The 22958-nt window shown below is 64.8% G+C and carries 21 protein-coding genes; 13 read left to right on the top strand and 8 right to left on the bottom strand.

What is annotated here, in order from left to right:
• Nucleotides 1–2 precede the first annotated feature (2 nt).
• The 5 genes from yejB to K8I04_08165 are packed head-to-tail and all read left to right on the top strand — an operon-like array spanning nt 3 to nt 6812.
• A complete protein-coding gene (gene yejB / locus K8I04_08185) occupies nt 3–1055 on the top strand; it encodes a microcin C ABC transporter permease YejB (protein ID MBZ0071690.1) in 1053 nt (350 codons plus the stop codon).
• The gene (locus tag K8I04_08180; GenBank protein MBZ0071689.1) at nt 1052–2116 is read left to right on the top strand and encodes an ABC transporter permease; all 1065 of its coding nucleotides are present in this window, start codon (nt 1052–1054) and stop codon (nt 2114–2116) included. Before yejB ends, K8I04_08180 begins: the two co-directional genes overlap by 4 nt.
• Nucleotides 2109–3764: a dipeptide ABC transporter ATP-binding protein gene (locus K8I04_08175; protein ID MBZ0071688.1), complete on the top strand. Its 1656-nt coding sequence runs from the start codon at nt 2109–2111 to the stop codon at nt 3762–3764. The genes K8I04_08180 and K8I04_08175 overlap by 8 nt, the downstream gene beginning before the upstream one ends.
• Entirely contained in the window at nt 3751–5769 is a 2019-nt protein-coding gene (locus K8I04_08170) for an ABC transporter ATP-binding protein (protein ID MBZ0071687.1), read from the top strand. Before K8I04_08175 ends, K8I04_08170 begins: the two co-directional genes overlap by 14 nt.
• Nucleotides 5770–5828: 59 nt before the next feature.
• Complete coding sequence (locus tag K8I04_08165; protein MBZ0071686.1) at nt 5829–6812, top strand: VanZ family protein; 984 nt, start codon at nt 5829–5831, stop codon at nt 6810–6812.
• Here K8I04_08165 and K8I04_08160 read toward each other — a convergent pair.
• The 5 genes from K8I04_08160 to K8I04_08140 form a co-directional block, all read right to left on the bottom strand.
• A complete protein-coding gene (locus tag K8I04_08160) occupies nt 6809–8017 on the bottom strand; it encodes an NnrS family protein (protein ID MBZ0071685.1) in 1209 nt (402 codons plus the stop codon). The genes K8I04_08165 and K8I04_08160 overlap by 4 nt on opposite strands.
• A gap of 24 nt (nt 8018–8041) precedes the next feature.
• Nucleotides 8042–8596, bottom strand: coding sequence for a TetR family transcriptional regulator C-terminal domain-containing protein (locus K8I04_08155; protein MBZ0071684.1), 555 nt, complete (start codon nt 8594–8596; stop codon nt 8042–8044).
• A gap of 187 nt (nt 8597–8783) precedes the next feature.
• A complete protein-coding gene (locus K8I04_08150) occupies nt 8784–8984 on the bottom strand; it encodes a DUF2892 domain-containing protein (protein ID MBZ0071683.1) in 201 nt (66 codons plus the stop codon).
• 15 nt (nt 8985–8999) lie between these two features.
• The gene (locus tag K8I04_08145) at nt 9000–10145 is read right to left on the bottom strand and encodes an outer membrane protein transport protein (GenBank protein MBZ0071682.1); all 1146 of its coding nucleotides are present in this window, start codon (nt 10143–10145) and stop codon (nt 9000–9002) included.
• Between the two features lie 94 nt (nt 10146–10239).
• Nucleotides 10240–10845, bottom strand: a complete 606-nt coding sequence (locus tag K8I04_08140) for a hypothetical protein (protein ID MBZ0071681.1) — start codon at nt 10843–10845, stop codon at nt 10240–10242.
• A 290-nt stretch (nt 10846–11135) separates the two neighbouring features.
• Between K8I04_08140 and K8I04_08135 the strand changes: the two genes are divergently transcribed.
• Entirely contained in the window at nt 11136–12317 is a 1182-nt protein-coding gene (locus K8I04_08135; GenBank protein ID MBZ0071680.1) for an alanine--glyoxylate aminotransferase family protein, read from the top strand.
• 133 nt (nt 12318–12450) lie between these two features.
• Here K8I04_08135 and K8I04_08130 read toward each other — a convergent pair whose 3' ends face one another.
• A complete protein-coding gene (locus tag K8I04_08130) occupies nt 12451–14088 on the bottom strand; it encodes a LysM peptidoglycan-binding domain-containing protein (GenBank protein MBZ0071679.1) in 1638 nt (545 codons plus the stop codon).
• Between the two features lie 339 nt (nt 14089–14427).
• On the opposite strand from K8I04_08130, the gene K8I04_08125 reads away from it, so the two are divergent.
• The 3 genes from K8I04_08125 (at nt 14428) to dnaQ (ending at nt 16512) form a co-directional block, all read left to right on the top strand.
• On the top strand, nt 14428–14973 hold the full coding sequence (locus K8I04_08125; protein MBZ0071678.1) for a class I SAM-dependent methyltransferase: 546 nt from the start codon (nt 14428–14430) through the stop codon (nt 14971–14973).
• Nucleotides 14970–15419, top strand: a complete 450-nt coding sequence (gene rnhA, locus K8I04_08120; GenBank protein MBZ0071677.1) for a ribonuclease HI — start codon at nt 14970–14972, stop codon at nt 15417–15419. The genes K8I04_08125 and rnhA overlap by 4 nt, the downstream gene beginning before the upstream one ends.
• 352 nt (nt 15420–15771) lie before the next feature.
• A complete protein-coding gene (gene dnaQ, locus K8I04_08115) occupies nt 15772–16512 on the top strand; it encodes a DNA polymerase III subunit epsilon (GenBank protein MBZ0071676.1) in 741 nt (246 codons plus the stop codon).
• Nucleotides 16513–16590: 78 nt separating this feature from the next.
• Here dnaQ and K8I04_08110 read toward each other — a convergent pair whose 3' ends face one another.
• Nucleotides 16591–17172 (bottom strand): response regulator, encoded by a 582-nt coding sequence (locus K8I04_08110; GenBank protein MBZ0071675.1) that lies wholly within the window; start codon nt 17170–17172, stop codon nt 16591–16593.
• Nucleotides 17173–17524: 352 nt separating this feature from the next.
• On the opposite strand from K8I04_08110, the gene tviB reads away from it, so the two are divergent.
• Entirely contained in the window at nt 17525–18802 is a 1278-nt protein-coding gene (gene tviB, locus K8I04_08105; protein ID MBZ0071674.1) for a Vi polysaccharide biosynthesis UDP-N-acetylglucosamine C-6 dehydrogenase TviB, read from the top strand.
• A gap of 31 nt (nt 18803–18833) precedes the next feature.
• Nucleotides 18834–19841 (top strand): NAD-dependent epimerase, encoded by a 1008-nt coding sequence (locus K8I04_08100; protein ID MBZ0071673.1) that lies wholly within the window; start codon nt 18834–18836, stop codon nt 19839–19841.
• 435 nt (nt 19842–20276) lie between these two features.
• On the opposite strand, the gene galE is transcribed toward K8I04_08100, so the two are convergent.
• On the bottom strand, nt 20277–21278 hold the full coding sequence (gene galE / locus K8I04_08095) for a UDP-glucose 4-epimerase GalE (GenBank protein ID MBZ0071672.1): 1002 nt from the start codon (nt 21276–21278) through the stop codon (nt 20277–20279).
• A 223-nt stretch (nt 21279–21501) separates the two neighbouring features.
• Here galE and K8I04_08090 point away from each other — a divergent pair, with 223 nt between their 5' ends.
• Nucleotides 21502–22269 (top strand): hypothetical protein, encoded by a 768-nt coding sequence (locus K8I04_08090; GenBank protein ID MBZ0071671.1) that lies wholly within the window; start codon nt 21502–21504, stop codon nt 22267–22269.
• Nucleotides 22266–22730, top strand: a complete 465-nt coding sequence (locus tag K8I04_08085) for a JDVT-CTERM system CAAX-type protease (GenBank protein MBZ0071670.1) — start codon at nt 22266–22268, stop codon at nt 22728–22730. The genes K8I04_08090 and K8I04_08085 overlap by 4 nt, the downstream gene beginning before the upstream one ends.
• Nucleotides 22731–22958: the final 228 nt, after the last annotated feature.

Here is a 22958-nt window from a genome sequence, read left to right as displayed (position 1 = left end):
ACATGGGTACCTACATCCTGAAACGCCTGCTGCTCATGATCCCGACGCTGATCGGGGTCATGCTGGTCACCTTCGTGGTGACGCAGTTTGTGCCCGGTGGCCCGGTCGAGCAGTTGATTCAGCAGCTCCAGGGGACGGGTACGCAGGGTGAGGCCTCGGCCGGTGGCCCGCGCCTGTATCGCGGTGACGCCGGACTCGATGCGGAGCGCATCGAACAGCTCAAGGCGTTGTACGGCTTCGACAAGCCGGCCCCGCAACGCTTCCTGGAGATGTTGCGCCACTACGCCGTGTTCGATTTCGGCGACAGTTATTTTCACCAGGCATCGGTCATCGGCCTGATCGTCTCCAAGCTGCCCGTATCCATCAGTCTGGGCCTGTGGACCTTCTTCATCGTCTATCTGAGCTGCATCCCGCTGGGCATCGCCAAGGCGGTGCGCGACGGCACGCCCTTCGATCTGATCACCAGTACCATCATTCTGGTCGGCTACGCCATCCCGGGGTTCGTACTGGGTATCCTGCTGCTGGTGCTGTTCGGCGGTGGCAGCTTCTGGGATGTGTTTCCGCTGCGCGATCTGGTATCGGACAATTTCGCTGAACTACCCTGGTACGGCAAGATCGGTGACTACCTCTGGCACATCACCCTGCCAGTCATCTCGCTGGTGGTCGGCAGTCTGGCCGTCATGACCATGCTCACCAAAAACAGCTTCATCGAGGAATTGCGCAAGCAGTATGTGTTGACGGCACGCGCCAAGGGACTGCCGGAGCGGCGCGTACTCTACCGGCACGTGTTCCGCAACGCCATGATCCCGCTGGTGACCGGGTTCCCGGCGGCGTTCATCAGCGCCTTCTTTGCCGGCAGCATCCTGATCGAGACCATCTTCTCACTCGATGGCCTGGGGCTGCTGGCCTACGAATCCATCCTCAAGCGCGACTACCCCGTAGTCCTGGGCACACTGTATCTGTTCACCCTGCTGGGCCTGATCGCCAAGCTGCTGACCGACATCAGCTACGTACTGGTCGATCCACGTATTCAGTTCGAGTCGGCTGGCCGATGAGCACGGGAGGGGTCCGGCTGAAGACTGGCACGACTGCGGGCTGGCACGTATCGCCCCGTCAACGCAGTTGGATGCGCTTTCGTGCCAACCGCCGGGGCTATTACAGCCTGTGGATCTTCCTCGTGTTGTTTGTCGTCAGCCTGGGCGCGGAGTTTCTCTCCAATGATCGGCCCATTGTGGTGCAGTATCAGGGCGAGTACTTCTTTCCCTTGTTCGTCGCCTATCCGGAGACGGTGTTCGGTGGCGACTTCGAGACGGAAGCCGATTACACTGACCCCTATGTCCAGGATCTGCTGACGCGCGACAGCAACTGGGCCCTGTATCCGCCCAACCCCTACAGTTACAACACCATCAACTATTATACCGACTACCCCAATCCCGCACCGCCGTCGGCCGAGAACCTGCTCGGCACCGACGACCGCGGCCGCGATGTGCTGGCACGACTGATCTATGGCTTCCGCTTATCGGTGGTGTTCGCGTTCGTGCTCACCACCATCGGTGTGTTACTGGGTGTGGTGGCCGGCGCACTGCAGGGCTATTTCGGTGGGCGGCTGGATCTGTTCGCCCAGCGGCTGATCGAGATCTGGAGCTCCATGCCGGAGCTCTATCTGCTCATCATCTTCGCGTCGCTGTTCAATCCCAGTATCCTGCTGCTGATCGTGCTGCTGTCGCTGTTCGGCTGGATGGGCCTGGCCGACTATGTACGTGCGGAGTTTCTGCGTGGACGCAACATGGACTACGTCAAGGCGGCCCACGCGATGGGGCTGTCCAACCGCCGCATCATGTTCCGTCATCTGCTGCCCAACAGCCTGACGCCCGTGATCACCTTCATGCCGTTCCGCATCAGCGGTGCGATCCTGGCGTTGACCAGCCTGGACTTTCTTGGTCTGGGCGTGCCGCCATCGACGCCCAGCCTGGGCGAGCTGCTGTCGCAGGGGAAGGAGAACATCGAGGCCTGGTGGCTGTCGATGACGACCTTCGTCGTGCTGGTCGGTACGCTCACCCTGCTGATCTTCATCGGTGAGGCCTTGCGCGAGGCCCTGGATACCCGCCGTGGTTGACTCCCCGCATAACGATACCGACAGGCTGCTGGAGATCAAGGAACTCTCAGTCGCCTTCCGTGATCCCTCCGGTGGCTTCAACCGCGTGGTGCAAAGTGTGGACTTTCACGTCGCAGCGGGTGAGCGGGTCGCGCTGGTCGGTGAGTCGGGTTCGGGCAAGTCGGTGACGGCCCTGTCGATACTGCGACTGCACGAGCCGTCGCAGACGCGCTTCCCGAGTGGGCAGATCCTGTTCGCAGGGCGCAACCTGCTGGCACTGAACGACGCGGACATGCGTGCGCTGCGTGGCCGGGAGATCGCCATGATCTTCCAGGAGCCCATGAACTCGCTCAATCCGGTCCAGCCCATCGGCCGGCAATTGATGGAGCCGCTGCTGCTGCATGCCGGTGTCACCCAGACACAGGCGCGCCGGCGCATGCTCGAACTGCTGGACCGCACCGGTATCGTCGAGCCGCACAAGCGCTTCGATGCCTTCCCGCACATGCTGTCGGGTGGCCAGCGCCAGCGTGTCATGATCGCCATGGCGCTGGCCTGTTCGCCCAAGCTGCTGATCGCCGATGAGCCGACCACGGCACTGGACGTCACAGTGCAGGCGCAGATCCTGACGCTGCTCGAGGATCTGCAAAAGGAGTTCAGCATGGCCGTGCTGCTGATCAGCCACGATCTCAACCTGGTGCGGCGTTTCGCCGAGCGGGTCAGCGTGATGCGGAACGGCAGTATCGTGGAGCAGGGTGCCGTCACAGCGGTATTCGGTACCCCGCAGCACGCCTACACGCGGCAACTCATCGACGCGCAACCCCGACGCATGCTTGGCAGTGACGACGCCGTCGGTGCGCGTGCACTGCTGTTGCAGGGCCGCGCGCTGCGCTGCCATTTCCCGATCAAGGCAGGCTTCTTCCGCCGCCGGATCGGTGTGGTGAAGGCGGTCGATGAGGTCGATATCGAGCTGCACGCGGGCGAGACGGTCGGCATCGTCGGGGAGTCCGGCTCCGGCAAATCGACGCTCGGTATGTGCCTGCTGCGCCTGCAGGACTGCAGCGGTGAGATCGATTTCCAGGGCCAGCGTCTGGATCAGCTCGCGGGGCGGCGGCTGCGGCCCCTGCGTAAGGAGTTCCAGGTGGTGTTCCAGGATCCCTATTCCTCGCTGTCGCCGCGCATGACGGTCGAACAGATCCTGCGTGAAGGCCTGGAGATCCATTTCCCCGGACAGGACAAGGTGCAGCACCATGAGCGCATCCTGAAGATCCTCGCCGAGGTCGGGCTCACCGAGGACATGCTGTGGCGCTATCCACACGAGTTCTCCGGCGGCCAGCGTCAGCGCATCGCCATCGCCCGTGCGGCGGTACTCGAACCGAAGCTCATCCTGTTGGACGAGCCGACCAGCGCCCTGGACGTGTCGGTACAGAAGCAGGTTCTGGAGCTGCTGCTGCGGCTGCAACGGCGCTATCACATCAGCTATCTGTTCATCTCGCACGATCTCAAGGTCATCCGCGCTGTGTCGCACCGTATCATGGTCATGCGCGCCGGCCGGATCGTCGAGCAGGGTGAGACGGATCAGTTGTTCAATCGGCCTCGCGACGGCTACACGCAGACCCTGTTGCGCGCCTCGCTGTTCAGCGATCATGGGGACCCGCATGCTGTCAGCTGAGCAGGCCGCCACCGAGATCCTGGTCGGGGTGAGCGATCTCCGCATCCGGATCGGTGGGACCTATCCGGTCGACGGTGTCAGCTTCAACATCGCCCGCGGCGAGACGCTCGCGCTGCTGGGTGAATCCGGCTGTGGCAAATCCATGACCGCGCTGGCGTTGATGGGGCTGCTGCCGAACGGTGCCGAGATCGTCAGCGGGCATATCGGCTACCGTGGCCGGGATCTGCGCACACTCACGCCACTGGAGCGGCGCCAGCTGCGCGGCCGGCGTATCGCGATGGTCTTTCAGGAGCCCATGACCTCGCTCAATCCGGTACTTTCCATCGGCCATCAGATCGCCGAGGCTGTGAGCCTCCATCAGCGGCTGGCGGATGCTGCCGCGCGGCGGCGTGTCGTGGAACTGCTCGAGGCGGTGGGTCTCGGCGACGCCGAGGCGCGTTACGGCGACTACCCCCATCAGCTGTCCGGCGGCATGAAGCAGCGCGTGCTGATCGCCATTGCCCTGGCCGGCGATCCGGATCTGCTGATCGCCGACGAACCGACCACGGCGCTGGACGTAACCATCCAGGCACAGATACTCGATCTGCTGGTACGCCTGCAGCGCGAACGCAATATGGCGCTGTTGCTCATTACCCACGACCTGGGGGTGGCGGCACAGGTCGCGGATCGTGTCGCCATCATGTATGCGGGACAGATCGTCGAGCAGGGGCCGCGCGACGCCTTCTTCGCGGCGCCCGCGCACCCCTACAGTCGGATGTTGTTCCGCGCACTGCCGGATCTGGGACAGCGTGGCCGGCCGCTGGCGGCGATCCCGGGCCAGGTGCCGGTGCCATCTACCGGGCACACCGGCTGTCGTTTCGCACCGCGTTGTGACCGGGTCATGCCGCGCTGTGAGGCCGAAGCACCGCCCTGGTACGGCACCTGGGAGTGGGGTGTGCGCTGTTATCTGGGCGAGCAGGCGGCCGTGGAGTCGGAGCCGCCGCTGCCGGAACCCGCACCGCTCGAGGTGCCGCCACCCACGATCGCGGCCCGGCCGCTGCTGCAGGTGCGTGATCTCCAGGTCAATTTTCTGGTCCGACGCGGCTTCGGCCGGGCCCGCCAGATCCTGCACGCCGTCGATGGCGTGTCCTTCGAACTGATGACCGGCCGCACGCTGGCACTGGTGGGCGAATCGGGCTGCGGCAAGTCCACGGTGGCCAAGGCAGTATTACAATTGCAACCGCTGGATGCCGGCACGGTCGTGTTCGACGGACAGGATCTCAGTCGGCTGTCGCCGGAGGAACTGCGCCGCGCCCGTGCCGGCTTCCAACTCATCTTTCAGGATCCATTCGCGTCGATGAATCCACGCATGCGGGTGCGCGACATGCTGGTCGAGGCCATGGAGGTGCAGAACATCGGCGCGGCGCGCCCCGAGCGCCTGGCGCGGGCCGCCGACCTGCTGCAGCAGGTCGGCCTGCGGACCGAACAGCTGAGCCTGTATCCACACCAGTTCTCCGGGGGGCAGCGCCAGCGGCTGTGCATCGCGCGTGCCCTGGCGGTGAATCCCCGCCTCGTGGTCTGCGACGAACCGACCAGCGCCCTGGATGTGTCGGTGCAGGCGCAGATCCTCAATCTGTTGCGGCGCCTGCAGCTGGACCACGGCCTGTCCTATCTGTTCATCAGCCACGATCTGGCGGTGGTCGGTTATCTGGCCGATGATGTCGCGGTGATGTATCTGGGGCGCATCGTGGAGCGTGGACCGGCCGATCGCGTACTCGCCGACCCGCTGCATCCCTATACCCAGGCATTGTTGCAGGCGGTGCCCTCTGCGTATGCGCCGCACCGGCCCGCCGAGGTGCGCGGCGATCCGCCGTCGCCCTTGAACCGGCCCAGTGGCTGTCATTTCGAGCCGCGCTGTCCACGGGCGCGGCCGGAATGCCGGCAGCACTATCCCGAAAGTGTCCAGGTTGACGAGCACCGCGAGGTGAGCTGCGTGTTGTATCGCCCAAGTCCGACAGGCCCCTAGCGCCGCGACCGGGACGCCCGGCTGCGCGCCCGTCGATCTTTTCATTGCAGCAGTTGTGGGTGCGGGCCGCCGTCGTAGTGTCGTTGCAGGGAGGGCAGATGGTGGTGTGGAAAGCGGCAAAATCATACTGGCCCGGCGTGCTGGCGTTGGGGGCGGTATTGTTGCTGGCCGGCATTGCGATGTTCATCGCCGATGGGCACGGCTACGATATTCAGCGCCTCAGCCTGCGCTACCCGGGCATCGATAAGCTGGCCCACTTTCTCACCCACCTGACCCTGACGCTGGGCATCTACGGGATCGCACGCCGGTCCTGGAAGGGGCTGGGGCGCGCTACCCTGCTGGCCATCGCGGTAGTGGCATCACTGCTGCTGGGGCTGGTGGACGAGACCCAGCAGGCGTTCGTCGCCGGGCGTGAGTTCGACCTGCTCGACCTGCTCGCAAATGTCTGCGGCACGACCACCGGCGCCTTGCTCCTGGCCGCGCGGCAGTCCACCGCTCGACGCAACCTGGTCTGGATGCTGCTGCCGGTGGGCATGCTCGGTGCCATACTGGTTCATGCCTACGCCTCGGGCCGGTACTACAGTACCGGCCTGCTGCAGATCCATGCCGGCGATCTGGTTGGCGCCCAGCGCTCGTTCCTGGAGGGCATCGCCCGTGGTTACGCGACGCCGGCACTCTACAACGAACTGGCCTGGCTCGAACTCGAGCGCCTCGATGCCGACCCTGCGACGGCCCTGTGGCATTCGGCCCTGGCCGTGGCAGCCGAGCCGGACAACGCCGGCTTCCTCGATACCCACGGCTGGGCGCTGTACCGCGCCGGCCGGTACGAAGAGGCCCTCGATCCTCTCCTGCGGGCCTTCGCGGGCCAGCCGGACATGGTCTGCATCCATTACCACCTGGGGGCCGTCTATCATGCGCTCGGCAGGCCGGGTCTCGCCCGCACCCATCTGTTGCGCCAACTGACAGTGAGCACGGAGGGCGACTATGCCGACGGGGCACGGGCACTGCTCGCCGACATGGCACAAACGCGCGGCGGGCGCTAGTCTCTGCCGGTGTCTCGGTGTTTCAGCAGCAGGGGCAGGCAATGCGCCGCCCAGGGCAGCAGCGCCACGACCAGCAGTATCCCGGAGACGGGCGTCAGCGCGCTTGGCGGCATCAGTTCTCCCAGAATGCGCAACAGCACGGCACCGTTCAGGGCCCAGAAGGCCAGCCAGACGGACGTGCCGGCCACCGGTGCCAGCCCGATATGGGCCTGCGCGATCCGCGTGACCATGGCCAGTGTCATGCCCAGGGCGAAGCCCATGCCCAGGGCATGCAGTGGCGCGCGACCCAGGTGATCGGGCTGGCCGAAGAACAGCAGCAGGCTGGCACTGCCGGAGAGCAGCATGCCGGCGACGAACCAGGCGAAGGCGCTATGGAGCATCGCCAGCAGCCGCGCGCGCCGGCAGCGGGCGAAGGCCCAGCAGCGCAGGTGGTGGGCGGCGATCAATGCCAGCGGCAGGTCGGCGAGCCACAGCCAGCGCGGCTGCCCGGCCCATTCCAGGAGCCCGTGGAGGGCGATGAGGCCGAGCAGGGCATGCGGCCCGCCGCGCGGTTGACTGATGGGGTCGGTGCCGGGGACGCAGCTGGTGAGGAAGGGCAGCATGCGATGGCTCATGGTCACCAGGACGGGCAGCAGGAACCCCCACAGTCCGAACGTACGCGCCGCCGGCCAGAGCGATGCGTGCCCGTGCAGTGCCGCGGCCGCGAGCAAGATACCGATCGCCCCCAGCAGCAGGGCGATGTGCAGATAGCGCTCGTACAGCCGGCCATGGATGCGGCCGCGGCGCTGCGTCTCCCACAGGCCCAGCATGGCCAGCAGATAGCCGCCCAGGAACACCAGCAGGCCGATGGCCATCCACCCGGCGGACGCATACACACCGGTGTAGAACAGCAGCACGCCGGTGCCGAGCAGCAGTGCCGCCGGCAGATAGCGCGACCGCGGCAGCGGCGGTGCGTCCAGCCAGCGCGGGTAGGTCGTCATCAGAAAGCCGAAGATGAAGAACGGGAAGACCGTATAGAGCATGAGCAGCGCATGGAGGCTGCCGGGTGGCAGTGGTCCGGCCATCGCTAGCGGCAGGCCGCGTGGGCGTCCGATCAGTTCGATGGACCAGACGAGCAGAGCGGTGAGCAGCTGGAGTGTGCCGAGGGTCAGCAGGATGCGGTAGGGCTCGGCGGTGAGCGCGGCCCAGGCGGCGCGCGGCTTCATAGGGTCGCTGCCGGCATGCGTCCGTCAGTCGCCGCCGTGGCGTGGTTGCCAGCCGTCGAGAAAGGTGGAAACCATCAGATCGGCCTGTTCCTCCAGCACGAAACGGAACTCGGACAGGACCCAGCGGAAGGCCAGCCCCTGCACCGATGCCACCAGCAGACAGGCCGACTGTTGCGGGTCCAGATCGGCGCGCAACTCACCGCGCGCCTGACCCTCGCGGATCTGGGCACGCAGGAAGTCCAGGAAGAACCCGATCAGACCGTGCATGCGTTCACGCAGCGCCGGGTCACCGGATTGGAGTTCTTCGGAGAACAGCAGCCGCGGGATGCCGGGCTGGCGTTGGATGAATTTCAGGTGGAATCCGATCACCTTCCGCAGCCGCTCCAGGGGCGTGAGTTGCTGCAGGTTCTGACTCTGCAATCCCTGTTGCAGCTGTTCCTGGACATGGTCGACCAGTGCCAGCAGCACCTGCGTCCGGCTGCCGAAATGCAGGAACAGCGTGGGTTGGGCGATGCCGACGGCCTGGGCCAGTGCGCGGGTCGTGAGCTGGGCGACGCTCTGGGTCCGCAGCAGCTCCATCGCCGCCATGATGATGTCGTGACGGCGCACCTCGGCGGATTTGCGTCTGCGCCTTCTGGGGGTGTCCATACCTGCTCTCTTGTACCGCAGCCGGGCAGGATCGGTGCCGCGGCGGGGTTGTACTTTAACAGCCCGATCGGCCTGGAGAAAGGTGGGCCGGGCGGCGATCCACCCGGCCCACCGTCCGTCAACAGCAGCTGCCTTCGCGCACGCCGCCCTTCTTCAGCATGAAGGCCAGTGGGCAGAACTTCGTGAAGCCGCTCTGGAGCAGATTGGCGCCCACGAACACCACCAGCCAGATCCAGTTGGGGTGTACGAAATGGCTCAGTGCGATGCCGGCGAGGATGGCGATGCCGGCGAAGATATGGACGATGTTGTCGACAGTCACGTTGTTACCTCCTGATCAGAATTGGTAGGTGATTTGCAGATTGACGATGTTCTGCTCGAGTTCGATCTTGTTGCCACTGGGCGTCGAGCTGGTGATGTCATTCTGGAAGGCGTGCACATAGGACAGCGAGCCCGCCACCTTGTCGCTGAAATAGCGGGTCAGACCCAGCGACAGGTGATGCTCGGTGATCGCCAGCGAGCCGATGTTGTTGTCCACGTCCTCGGGGCCGATGGGGCTCTCGCCGTAGTTGTAGCCGGCCCGCACCAGCATCTTCTTGTTGATCTGCTTGGTCACGCCCAGGGCGAAGACCGTCTGGTCATCCCAGCCGAAGTTCATACTGCTCGCGCCCCCCGGGGTATTGAAGGACACGCGGTCGAGCACATCGGAGAACCAGATCTGCTTGACGTCGGCCTCGATCACCAGACCGGGCATGGGCTTCACCGCCACGCCCAGGGTGAGCGTGGGTGGCGCATCCATGTCCATGCTGTACCTGCCCGCGGTACTGTTCCATTCGAACTCACTCATCCATTGCTTGGTGGCGTAGGCCGCACCCAGACGTACCTTGTCGTTGATATCGTAGGTCAGACCGAAGGTGCCGCCCCAACCGTAGACCTGGGTCTGCGGCAGGGTGAACATGTTGTTGTGGATGGCCAGGCTCTGGTAGTCCAGGTTGAAGGCCGCGCCGAGGCTCAGCTTGTCGTTGACCTTGAAACCGAAGCCCGGGGCGATCTTGTAGAACTGCTTGGTGGTGACCACAGTCTGATTGCCGGCCATGGTGGGCCGGATATCGTCGAAGTCCACACCCATGCCCGACAGCCCGGCCATGCCCATGCCGAACACCAACCGCGGATTCACCCGCAGGGCCAAGGCGCCGGAAGGGATGAGATAGGCGTCGGAATCGCTGTCCACGCCGTTGGCCTTGCGCGGCGGGTTCAGGATGCCGAAGCCCATGTCGACCCGGACCTCCTCGATATCCAGGTTGGCCAGCGCCGCCGGGTTGGTGAGGACCGTGCCGGCGTCCTCGGGCTGTGCGATCACGGCCCCGGCACGGCCCCACTGGGTTGCCGTCACGCCCAGCATCTGGTCGCCGTTGGTGGCGAAGACCGCCGGGGACAGGCTCAGGGCCGAGCCCGCCGCTACGATTGCGATGGTTTTCTTCATGTCATTCCTCTCTGGTGATTGAACCGTCTTAGCAGTTCTCATTGGGCAGTTCTCATCGGGCAGTTCTCATCGGGCGGTTTTTATCGGACAGGCTTCACTGACCCGCGCTGAGCAGCCGGTCGGATACACCGGGCTGGCCGCGGAACTTCGCATGGCAGCCGACGCAACCGGTCATGATCTCGCTCAGGTGGGTCGCCGCGGTGGCCATATCGCCGCGGTCGGCGGCCTCGGCGAGCTTCAGGGCGCTGCCTTCCACGGCCGCATTCATGGCCGGCAGAATGGTCATGTCCGCATCGTTGATGTTGTCCAGGGCGAAGTAGGGGTACAGGCCGCCCTTGGGCAGGCGGTGGTTGGCCAGGCGCCGGGCGGCATCGGCGGTCATCTCCGCATTGTCGGTGGCGATGCCGGCGGTGATCGCCTGGTAGTCGTTCAGGACCTCCTGCATGACCTGACGGAAGGTCGCCTTGGTGCTGCGGTTGGTGTGTATGCTGAGCATTTCCAGCAGCTGCTTGCGGGTTTCGGGCGACAGCGCCTTCACTTTTTCGCGCAGTTCCGGCGTGTACATCTGCAGCATCTTCTGCATCTGCTGGTCGGCGGGCACCGGCTGCTGGGGCGCCGCCTGGGTGCCGATGGCCAGGGCCACGCCGAGGGCGGCCGCCAGACCGAGGCTGAGGGTCTTCACAGAGGACTTCAGGGCCATAAATACATCTCCCAATAGTTTATGATCGGTTAATCACATGACCTGTCGATCAGGTGATCGCTCGATTCTATATCAACCCTCGAAACAAATTGCAACAGGCTGCACACATGTTTGATATTTGTCAGTAAAACAACTATCTAGCGTGCGTTCTCGGGACCAGCTGGAGGGGCTGGGTGGACCTGGATAGCACGCCGCAATAGCTGCCAGCACACTCGATTCTGTCTTGATTTTGCTGAGGTTGTTAGACTTATCCGTTGCGGGCCTGCGCCCGCCGCCACGAGAGGAATCCCATGACCGCGAAATCCTTCCACCCCCCGCACCGCACTCTGATGGGGCCCGGGCCCTCGGATGTGCCGCCACGCATCCTCGAGGCCCTGGGCCGACCGACCGTCGGCCATCTCGATCCCCTGTTCGTGGCCATGATGGATGAGTTGAAGGACCTGCTGCGCTACGCCTTCCAGACCGAAAACGCCCTGACCATGCCGGTCTCGGCACCGGGCTCGGCGGGGATGGAGACGGCCTTCGTGAATCTGGTCGAGCCGGGCGACAAGGTGGTCGTCTGCCGCAACGGTGTGTTCGGCGGGCGCATGCAGGAGAATGTCGAACGCGCTGGCGGCACGGCCGTGATGATCGAGGACACCTGGGGTGAACCCGTCAATCCGGACAAGGTCGAGGACACGCTCAAGGCCCATCCGGATGCAAGGATCCTCGCGTTCGTCCATGCCGAGACCTCCACCGGTGTGCAGTCGGATGCCAGGGCACTGGCCGGGATCGCGCAGCGCTACGATTGTCTTACCCTCGTCGACACCGTCACCTCGCTCGGCGGCACGCCGCTGCGCGTCGATGCCTGGGGGCTGGATGCGGTGTACTCGGGCACGCAGAAATGCCTGTCCTGCGTACCGGGGCTGTCACCCGTGACCTTCAGCGAGCGCGCGCTGGAGAAGGTGAAGGGCCGGGTGACACGGGTGCAGAGCTGGTTCATGGACTTGAATCTGGTGCTCGGCTACTGGGGCGGTGGCACGCAGCGCACCCACCACCACACCGCACCCGTCAACACCCTGTACGCGCTGCACGAGGCGCTGGTGATGTTGAAGGAAGAGGGGCTGGAGAACGCCTGGGCACGCCATCGTGGGCATCACGAGGCGCTGCGTGCCGGTATCGAGGCCATGGGACTCGGCTTCGTGGTCGAACCCGCGGCGCGCCTGCCGCAGCTGAACGCCATCGGCGTGCCCGACGGCATTGACGAGGCCGTGGTGCGCGCCCGTCTGCTGCAGGAATACAGCCTCGAGATCGGTGCGGGGCTCGGTGCGATGGCCGGGCGGATCTGGCGCATCGGTCTGATGGGCCACGCGGCCAGTCAGCGCAATGTCCTGTTCTGCCTCGGTGCCCTGGATACCGTGCTGACCGACATGCAGGCGCCGATCCAGTCCGGTGCCGCCGTCCGCGCGGCGATGGCGGCCTACGGCGGCTGAACACTCGAACGGCGTTCAATGCGAAGGCGCGCGGGTGCCGGGCAGGGGCTGGTTGCCGGCGACATGCGGGGTGAACACGGCGTGAGGCTTTGTTGATGCAGGTTTTGGTAAAACCTGTCTTCTTCCCCGCCCGTCAGCTGTTACCCGCCTGGCGGGTGACGTCCACGTACAGAACCAGGTGCTGACCGGGTTGCAGATAGGCCTGGGTGTTCAATTTGTTCCAGCTGCGCAGGTCGGCGACCGAGACGCGGAAACGCTGCGATATGCGCGCCAGCGAATCGCCCTGGCGGACGGTGTAGTGGACTTTCTGACGGGGCGCGACCGGGTGCGCCGAGACGGTGGTGGCCTTGGCGCCCTTGCCGACGACCAGCGTGCGGCCGGGTCGCAGCAGGTCACGCGGGGCCATGCCATTCATGCGGGCCAGCTGGGCGACGGATAGCTGGTGGCGGCGGGCGATCTCCCAGAGGGTATCGCCGCTGCCGACAGTATAGGTGCCAGCACCCTGGCTGACCTTGGTCTCGACCCGCGCACGTTCGCGCTGGGGCGCACTGAGCGTATACGCGGTCAGTTCGCGTTGCGCGACCGGGATCAACAGATGATCGCCGATACGGATATTGTGGCCCTTCAGTTCGTTGGTCTTCTGCAGCAATGCCACGGTCGTGTGATAGCGCTGCGCGATCTGCACCAGGGTCTCACCGCGTTTGATCTGATGGCGCTTCCAGGTGATGCGTTGCTCGTCGGGCAGCCCGGCGAGATTGGCAGCGAAGCCCTCCGCCGCAGCCACCGGGATTACCAGGCGGTGCGGCCCGTTCGGGTCGGTGGCCCAGCGATTGAAGCCGGGATTGAGGCGGTAGAGTTCGGCGATGTTCAGATCGGCGAGGTCGGCGGCCAGGGCCAGGTCGATCTGGCCGGCGGTGTCCACCAGCGTGATCTGCGCCTCGGCATCCAGGTCCGGCAGTTCGATGGCATAGCGGTCGGGGTCGGCGACGATGTCGCGCAGGGCGAGCAGCTTGGGTACGTACTCGCGGGTCTCACGCGGCAGGTCGAGATGCCAGAAGTCGGTGGGCTTGCCCTGCGCGCGATTGCGCTCCACGGCCCGTTTGACCGTCCCTTCCCCCGAATTGTAGGCGGCCAGTGCCAGCAGCCAGTCGCCGTCGAAGTAGCGATGCAGATAGGACAGGTATTCGATCGCGGCCTGGGTGGAGTCGACCACGTCGCGGCGGCCGTCGTACCACCAGTTCCGCTTCAGACCGAAGCGGTCGCCGGTTCCCGGAATGAATTGCCACAGCCCCGCGGCGCGGCCGTGCGAATAGGCGAAGGGTTGAAAGCCACTCTCGACGATCGGCAGCAGTGCGATCTCGGCCGGCATGTCGTGTTCCTCGAGCCGGTCGAGGATCCAGGCGAGGAAGGGGTCGGCGCGGTCGAAGACCCGGTCGAGGTAGGCGGGGTTGCGCTGGAACCAGTCGATGTGGACATCCAGGCGCCGATGCTGCTGTTCGGGCAGGCGGAACTCCTCGCGCATGCGCTCCCAGGCCAACAGGGGCCTCGTACCGGAAACGGATTCCAGCGGGTCCTCCGTGCTGCCGTCCGGGAGGTCGGTTGCCACGGAGATCCGATCCTGATCCGCCGTCACCGGCAGCATCGCGGTGGCCGGTAGGTGTTCTTGTTCGGGCGTCTGGTGGCTGACGGCCTGCAGGCTGCAGCCGAGGCAGGTGCAGAGCACGGCGTACAGGCCGCAACGCGCCCCGATTTTGAAAATCCTTCCCGGCATCGTTACTTTCCCCCAATGGTCCGGCCGGCATGCTGACAGCCGCGGGTGGATGGGTCAACCGACTACATCGTGGTTTCGGCGTCTGCGCGCATCACTGGAGTTCGGGTATGATGCACGACCATGAAGCCGCGCCGCCCCAGCCCCCCCCTGAGTGATGCCGATGGTCTGGCAGGGCTTAGCGAATGGTATGAGACACCATTAGGAAAAGCATACGAAAACGTCGAGTTGTCATCTGTTCGCGAAGTAATTTCTACTCTTTTTGGCTTTCATCTGCTGCTGGTGTCTCCTCCCTGGGGGGCATCGCCCCTGGGCGCCAGTCGGATCGGCCACCGGATTGTGATGCCCCGCACGCCGCACGCTACGGCCGGCCTGGTCGGGGCCGCCCAGGCCCTGCCGATCAGCACCGACGCCCTGGACGTGGTGATCCTGCCGCATACCCTCGAATTCGTGGAGCAGCCGCACGAGGTGCTGCGCGAGGTCGATCGCTGCCTGATCCCGGAGGGGCATGTACTGATCCTTGGCTTCAATCCGTACGGGTTGTGGGGTCTGTGGCGCCTGCTGTACGGCTGGCGGCGCCGGGCGCCCTGGACCGGCCGCTTCATCAGCCAGACCCGGGTGCGGGACTGGCTGGCGTTGCTGGGTTTCGATACCGTCGCCTGCACACCGCTGTTCTTCCGGCCGCCGCTGCAGGGCGGATTCGCGCTGCAACGCCTGGAGGTCCTGGACCGGTTGGCCCGGCGCGGCTGGCCCATACCGGCGGCCGGCTATCAGCTGCTGGCGCGTAAGCGCGTGGTGGGGCTGACGCCCATCCGGCCGCGTTGGCGTCCCCGCCGCAGTCTGCTCGGGGGGCTGGTCGAACCGAGCCGCCGGGACCGACTGTCATGAGTACCAAAGTCGTGGAGATCTTTACCGATGGCGCCTGTCGCGGCAATCCGGGCCCGGGCGGCTGGGGCGCCGTGCTGCGCTTCAACGGCACCGAGAAGGAACTCCATGGTGGCGAGGTGCACACCACCAACAACCGCATGGAACTGACGGCCGCGATCCGCGCCCTGGAATCGCTCACGCGGCGTTGTCGGGTGCGGCTGACGACCGATTCCAAGTACGTGCAGCAGGGCATCACCGAATGGCTGCCCGGCTGGAAACGCAGGGACTGGAAGAATTCCGCGCGTCAGCCGGTAAAGAACGTCGATCTGTGGCAGGAGCTGGACCGGCTCGCGGCGCAGCACGACATCACCTGGCACTGGGTAAAGGGTCATGCCGGACATCCGGAGAATGAACGTGCCGATCAACTGGCCAACCGGGGTATCGACGAATTGCTGCAACGGGACTGAGTGGAACGGCCGGTACGTACACCCGCTTGGCCACGGAAGCACACGGAACAACACGGAAAGAATGCTTATGGCAAAATCCCGGGTAGGATGCGTCGGCGTAAGCAACGCACCGTGGCGCGGGATTTCGGTGCGGCAGGTGTCAGATCAAGTCGAAACTACTTGCATGTAAAAGCCCAGCGAACAAGCCGCGCGGTTGCTACCTGTTCTGGTGCGTCAGGCTACGCCTCGATGCGCCCTGCGACCAATCATTTCCGTGTTGTTCCGTGTGCTTCCGTGGCCATATTTCCAAGAAATCGGCTTCCGTATGCGCTGTCAGGGTCTGAGTGAACCTGGGTAGGGGAGGAATGAGAAGATGCGTCAGATCGTGCTGGATACCGAGACCACCGGCCTGGAACCGGCCGACGGGCATCGCATCATCGAGATTGGCTGCGTGGAACTGGTCAACCGCCGGCACACTGGCCGCAGTTTCCATCAGTATCTGCAGCCCGACCGGCTGATCGATCCCGGGGCCGTCGAGGTCCACGGCATCACCGACGCGTCCCTGGCCGACAAGCCGCGCTTCGCCGACATCGTCGAGGATTTCCTGGAATTCGTGCGCGATGCCGAGCTCGTCATCCACAACGCGCCTTTCGACGTGGGGTTCCTCAACCATGAGCTGAAGCTGCTGGGCGCAGACCACGGCGACATCGGCAGCTACTGCGCTGTGCTCGATACACTGGCCCTGGCGCGGCGCCTGCACCCGGGACAGAAGAACAATCTCGACGCCCTCTGCAAGCGCTACGCCGTCGACAATACGCGGCGCGAGCTGCACGGTGCCCTGCTGGACGCGGAGATCCTCGCCGACGTCTATCTCGCGATGACGGGCGGGCAGAGCAGCCTGTCGCTGGAAGGCGCGCAGGCGGACACGACGGCCGCAGGTGGTGCGGTCATCCGCCGGTTGAGCGCGACGCGTCCGCCGCTGCGCGTGATCCGCGCCAGCCGCACCGAGGAGCAGGCACATGCCGCGCGCCTGCAGGCGATCGACGCAGCCAGCGACGGGCGCTGCATCTGGCGGCGGATGGCCGCAGACGGGCAGTCGCCTGGCCGGGACTGACGCCCGCCAGCCATCTGCCCGGGGTACTGACCGCACACCACCCGCACCCCAGCCCTACCCCCGTCGTGCACCCGCCGCTCAGTGCGCGGCGACACCCGGTTCATCGAGGTGCAGCAGTTCCAGCAGCCGATAGGTATCGATCGGCTTTGGCAGGCACGCCTCCGCACCGGCCGCCAGGATGCGCTGGACATTATCCGTCGTCGGCGCGCCGCTCATGGCGATCACGCGGATGTCGCGGGTGCCGCGATCGCCCTTGAGCCGGTGACAGATCGTGAAGCCGTCCAGTCCGGGCATGGTCAGGTCGAGCAGCACGATATCGGGGTGCAGGGTCTCGACCCGGCGCCCGGCCTCGAAGCCGTTGGTTGCGATCTCGACGCCATCGACGCCGGGGCGTCCGCCGAGAAAGGCCTGGAGGAATTCACCGAAGTGGAGGTCGTCCTCGACGATCAGGACATGCTTGCCGCCATTTACCGGCCAATTCGGCGTCAGCCCGCGCTCCTCGGCGAAGCGGATCAGTTCCTGATGCAGGAACCGGCGGTGGCCGCCCGCGGTCAGTGCTGCGTGCAGCAGCCCCTTCTGTGCCCATTGCCGGACGGTGACGGGTGACACCATGAACAGCTGGGCCACCTCATTGGGGGTGTAATAGTTTTTGGAATCCATCGTGATGCCTTCCCTAGAGCCCGATGAAAGCCTGCACTGTCTTTTTTTCAGGGACAGCGCTCTTGATGCTACTGCAAGATCCCTGTCCAACCAATCGGTTAATTCGATAGACGGACCGGCCGGCCGTGCGCACCGGACCCCGCTGGCCGGACTGTGGGCGTAAGCCCAGGATCGGCTGCGGAAAAGCCTGACAGCGCAGGGCGCCAAAACGGCTGGCCAACAGTCGCCGCCGGCCGGTGGACTACGGTAGACTACGCGCCATTTGCGGCCATGCATGGGCCTGCCGGGCGCCGGTATGGGCGCAGTGCCGGGGTTCACAAACAACTAAAGACGCCGCGAGAAGGATAGCAACATGCTGAAGGTGGAAGACGCGAAGATTGCGGTGGTGGGTCTGGGCTATGTCGGCCTGCCGCTGGCGGTGGAGTTCGGTAAATGCTTTCCGACCATGGGTTTCGATATCCAGGCCGAACGCATTGCCGAACTGCGGACCGGGCACGACGGCACCCTGGAGGTCTCGCCGGAGGAACTGGCGGCCGCGACCCGGCTGAGCTATGCCGACAATCTCGACGACATCGCCGGCTGCAACGTCTATATCGCCACCGTGCCGACGCCCATCGACCGCTACAAACGTCCGGACCTGACACCCCTCGAGAGCGCCAGCCGCAGCATTGGCCGCGTACTCAAGCAAGGTGACGTCGCCATCTTCGAATCGACCGTCTATCCTGGCGCCACGGAAGAGGTCTGCGTGCCCATTATGGAGCGCGAGTCGGGGCTGCAATTCAATCGGGACTTCTTCGTCGGCTACAGCCCGGAACGTATCAACCCGGGCGATCACGAACACCGCGTCAGCACCATCCTCAAGGTCACCTCGGGCTCGACGCCGGAGACGGCCGACTTCGTCGATGCGCTGTACCGCAGGATCATCACCGCCGGTACCCACAAGGCCAGCAGCATCCGTGTTGCCGAGGCCGCCAAGGTCATCGAGAACACCCAGCGCGACGTCAACATCGCCCTCATCAACGAGCTGGCGCTGATCTTCGAGCGCCTGGGCATCGATACCGAAGAGGTCCTCAAGGCCGCCGGCACCAAGTGGAATTTCCTGCCCTTCCGGCCCGGCCTGGTGGGCGGGCACTGCATCGGTGTCGATCCCTACTATCTGACGCACAAGGCCCAGGAGATCGGCTACCACCCGGAGGTGATCCTGGCCGGTCGGCGCATCAACGACGGCATGGGCGCGCACGTTGCCGAACGCGTGGTGAAGCTCATGACCCGGCGGCATATCCTCATCGGCGGTTCCCGCGTGCTGATCATGGGGCTGACCTTCAAGGAGAACTGCCCCGATCTGCGCAACACCCGGGTCGTCGACGTGATCGAGGCATTCCAGGGCTTCAACGCCGACGTCGACGTCTACGATCCCTGGGTGGATCCGCAGGAGGCGTTGCACGAATATGGTCTGGCCATGACTGCCGAGCCCGCGAGCGGGCACTACGACGCGGTCATCCTGGCCGTGTCGCACCGGCAGTTCGTGGAGTTGGGCGCAGCGCGCATCCGCGCCTTCGGTAAACCTACCTGCGTCCTGTTCGACGTGAAGTACGTGCTGCCACCCGAGCAGGTGGACGGCCGTCTGTAACCGGCATCGACCGCACATCACGAGGATCCACATGAAGGTACTGATCACCGGCACAGCCGGATTCATCGGCTCGAACCTGGCCATGCGCCTGTTGGAACGCGGTGACGAGGTCATCGGCATCGATAACCTCAATGATTATTATGACGTCGAGCTGAAGCAGGCACGCCTGGCGCGGGTCGCCCGGTATCCCGGGTTCACCGATGTGCGCGTGAACCTCGAGGATCGTGCCGCCATCGCCGCGGTGTTCGCGCAGCACCAGCCGCACCGGGTGGTGAACCTTGCCGCCCAGGCCGGTGTGCGCTATTCGCTGGAGAACCCGCACGCCTATGTCGACACCAACCTGGTCGGCTTCGTGAACATCCTCGAGGGTTGCCGCCACCAGGGCGTGGAGCACCTGGTCTACGCCTCCAGCAGCTCGGTGTACGGCGCCAACACCACGATGCCGTTTTCGGTGCACCACAACGTCGATCACCCGGTGAGCCTGTACGCGGCCAGCAAGAAGGCCAACGAGCTGATGGCGCACACCTACAGTCACCTGTTCCGTCTGCCGACCACCGGCCTGCGCTTCTTCACCGTCTATGGGCCGTGGGGCCGTCCGGACATGGCGCTGTTCATGTTCACGCGCAACATCCTCGCCGGCAAACCCATCGACGTGTTCAACTATGGCAAGCACCGTCGTGATTTCACCTACATCGACGACATCGTCGAAGGCGTGATCCGCACACTCGACCGTATCCCCGCACCGAATCCCGACTGGCGCAGCGATGTCCCCGATTCGGCGACCAGCAACGCGCCCTACCGGCTCTACAACATCGGCAACAACCAGCCGGTGGAGCTGATGCACTACATCCAGGTGCTGGAGGACTGTCTGGGGGAAAAGGCCGAGATAAACCTGCTGCCGCTGCAACTCGGCGACGTACCCGACACCTACGCCGATGTCGAGGATCTGGTGCAGGATGTCGGCTACCAGCCGGCCACCTCGGTCGAGGACGGCATCGCGCGCTTCGTGGCCTGGTACCGGGAATACTTCAAGGTCTGAAAACCCCGTCCAGCACGCAGGCGCATGCGGGGAAACCAAAAAACGTATTGGCCACGGAAACACACGGAACTACACGGAAATAATCAAATCACACTGCTGTCCCATAAATGTTCTACATAGCGTAATAGGCGGCGAGTCCTGGCGTGGTCATTGGCATGGTTGGCAGCTGCGGGGATATGGTTCCGAGCGGCCACCGGCAAGACCCGCCGTGAATACTTGCCCCAGGGCACCTTCTCGACCGCTGTGCGGTCTCACCTTGTCCCTGTAGGCTCGACGGCCGCATCCCTGCGGCCGACGGTCTTGCCGGTGGCCGCTCGGAACCATGTTGCGGAATTTATGGGACCGCAGTGATCAAATCAGGTTTTCTTCCGTGTTATTCCGTGTGTTTCCGTGGCCAATAGGTTTTTATTGGTTTTCTGCGTGCGCCTGCGTGGTTCAGCCATACACCTCGCCGTTGGCGAGTTTCCTTTCCCATTCCAGTGATGTCTTCACGATCAGATCCAGGTCGTCGAAACGCGGCGTCCAGCCGAGTACGCTGCGGGCCTTGTCGGACGTGGCGACCAGCGAGGGCGGGTCGCCGGCGCGGCGCGCGACGTCCTCCACCTTGATCTTGTGGCCGGCGACGCGTTCGACCGCGTCGATGACCTCCTTCACGCTGTAGCCGTGGCCGTAGCCGCAGTTGAGTGTGGTCGAGGCACCGCCCTGGCGCAGATAATCGAGTGCCTTCAGGTGTGCGTCGGCCAGATCCTCGACGTGGATGTAGTCGCGCACACCGGTGCCGTCGGGCGTCGGGTAGTCGGTACCGAACACCAGCAGCTTCTCACGCCGACCCACCGCGACCTCACAGGCGACCTTGATGAGCAGCGTGGCCTTGCGGGTGGACTGACCGATGCGGCCGTCCGGGCTGCAACCGGCAACGTTGAAATAGCGCAACGCCACATGGCGCAGGTCGGTCGCGGCCGACAGATCGCGCAGCATCCACTCGCTCATCAGCTTGGAGGTGCCGTAGGGGTTGATGGGTGCATTCGGCGTATCCTCGTCGGCCATCGGCCCGTCCGGAATACCGTAGACCGCGGCCGTCGACGAGAAGATGAAATGCCGCACACCCGCAGCCTGACAGCAGCTCAGCAGGTTGCGTGTGCAGCAGGTGTTGTTGCCGTAGTACTTCAGGGGGTCGGCGACCGATTCCGGCACGATGGTGTGGGCGGCGAAGTGCAGTACGGAATCGATGCCGTGCCGCTTCAGCAGCGTAGTGACCAGCGTCTGATCGCCGGTGTCGCCGACCACCAGTTCGGCGCCGGGCACCACGGCCTCGCGGAAGCCGGTGGACAGATTGTCCAGGACCACAACCTTCTCGCCGGCCTCCAGCAGCTGCCGCACCACATGGCTGCCGATGTAACCGGCACCACCCGTCACCAGCGTTCCCCGCATCGTCATCGTTGTCTCCGTGCCCTCTTCTTATCGGACGGCAGCCGTGCGGGCCAGGGGGCGGCGCGGCTACCGGCCAGGGATGATACCAGAATCACCGGCGGCGTCCGTGTCTGGATGCCGTGTGCCGATCGGGGCTAGAATGGCGCGAAATCAACAAGAGGGGCGGCCCGGACGGCCTGTCCGGGGCATGTCTCCGGGTGGTCCTGCGGCGGCCTCAAGGATACAAACCATGCGTCTCACCCAACTGCTCGGCCTGCTCCTGTGGTCAGCGACGCTGGCTCAGGCCGGCGAACTGGTCATCGCGGCCGGCGATAAGCTCCAGACCTTCGACCGCTACTGGGAAGATTACGAGCGCTGCAAGGCACGCGAGGAGTTCACCCCGGTGCGCGGCGAATATGAGACGCAGACGGACTACCGTCGGCGTGTCGAGATTCTGCGGGTGGGCTGCGACACCTATCGGCGCATCGAAGCCGCGCGCATCGACATCCCCGTGGCACTGCGTTACGACGTCGACGCGCGCCGCTTCCTGTTCGAGCTGCCGGTCACCAAGGGGCTGCGCCTCCAGTACGAGGGCCTGGTCCGGGATGATTTTCCGCCGCTACTGGCAAAGCTGCCGCGTGACCGCTGGCATATCGATGATCCCACACCCAAGGCCAGCGCCTACAAGGCCTGCACGCTGCGCAGCGCACAGGCAGCAGATGGTCTCATCGGTCAGATCGAACCCTGTCGGACCGATTCCTGGCGCGGCTGCATGACCTACTACCAGCGCGATGTGGAGGTCGGCTGGCGTCGTGAGGAAGACGCCTTTTTCATCGGTGATGTCACCTTCTACGCCTATGCGGATGTGCCGGCGGCACGCCGCATAAAGGACATGGAACGGGATCTTGTCTACCGCATCGAGGGGGTGCTGACGGTTCCGGAGCAGAGCTTCGAGGCGCGCCGGGTGGAGATCGTCAACCGTGTCAGCGGCGAGCGTCTGGTGACGCTGGAGCAGTGAACGGGGCGGCGCGGCGGCTGGACCTGCCGGCGAAAGCGTTCATCAAAGACCCCCGTTTCTGGTGGGCACTGCTGGCCGCACCGCTGCTGTGGGCCGCGGGCTACGTATGGTTCGTGCCCTCGACCGACTGGGCCTGGCCGCTGCACCACCCGCGCGAGTTCCTGTATGTCGTGCTGCTCTATCCCCTCGTCGAGGAATGGCTGTTCCGCGGTCTGCTGCAGGGGCGGCTGCGGCGGCGCCCACAGCTGCAGCGACACTGGCACGGCCTGACCGGCGCCAACGCGCTTACCAGCAGCGTTTTCACCGGCCTGCATTTCCTGATGCATCCGCCACTGGCAGCGGCCGCAGTGCTGCTGCCATCACTGATCTTCGGCTACTTCCGCGACCGCTACGGCCGCCTGCAGGCGCCCATCGCACTACACATGTTCTACAACCTGGGGTATTTCTGGATCTTCGGGTGAGGCGTGAGGCGTGAGGCGTGAGGCGTGAGGCGTGAGGCGTGAGGCGAAAAGATATTGGCCACGGAAGCACACGGAAAAACACGGAACAATTCTAAAAATAACACTCCTCACGTGAGCATAGGCCACCTGAAACAGCGCCCGTCCTGCAGCACGTTACCTCCGGCAAACCCCGCGCAGCCAAAGGCCGATCGCACACGACGTCATCAGTACGGTGCCCGTGCCATACCG

This window comes from Gammaproteobacteria bacterium (assembly GCA_019911805.1).
Classification (GTDB): Bacteria; Pseudomonadota; Gammaproteobacteria; order Thiohalobacterales; family Thiohalobacteraceae; genus JAHJQQ01.
The sequence above is the reverse complement of the archived record's forward strand: the minus strand, read 5'-3'. Positions and strand labels throughout refer to the sequence as shown.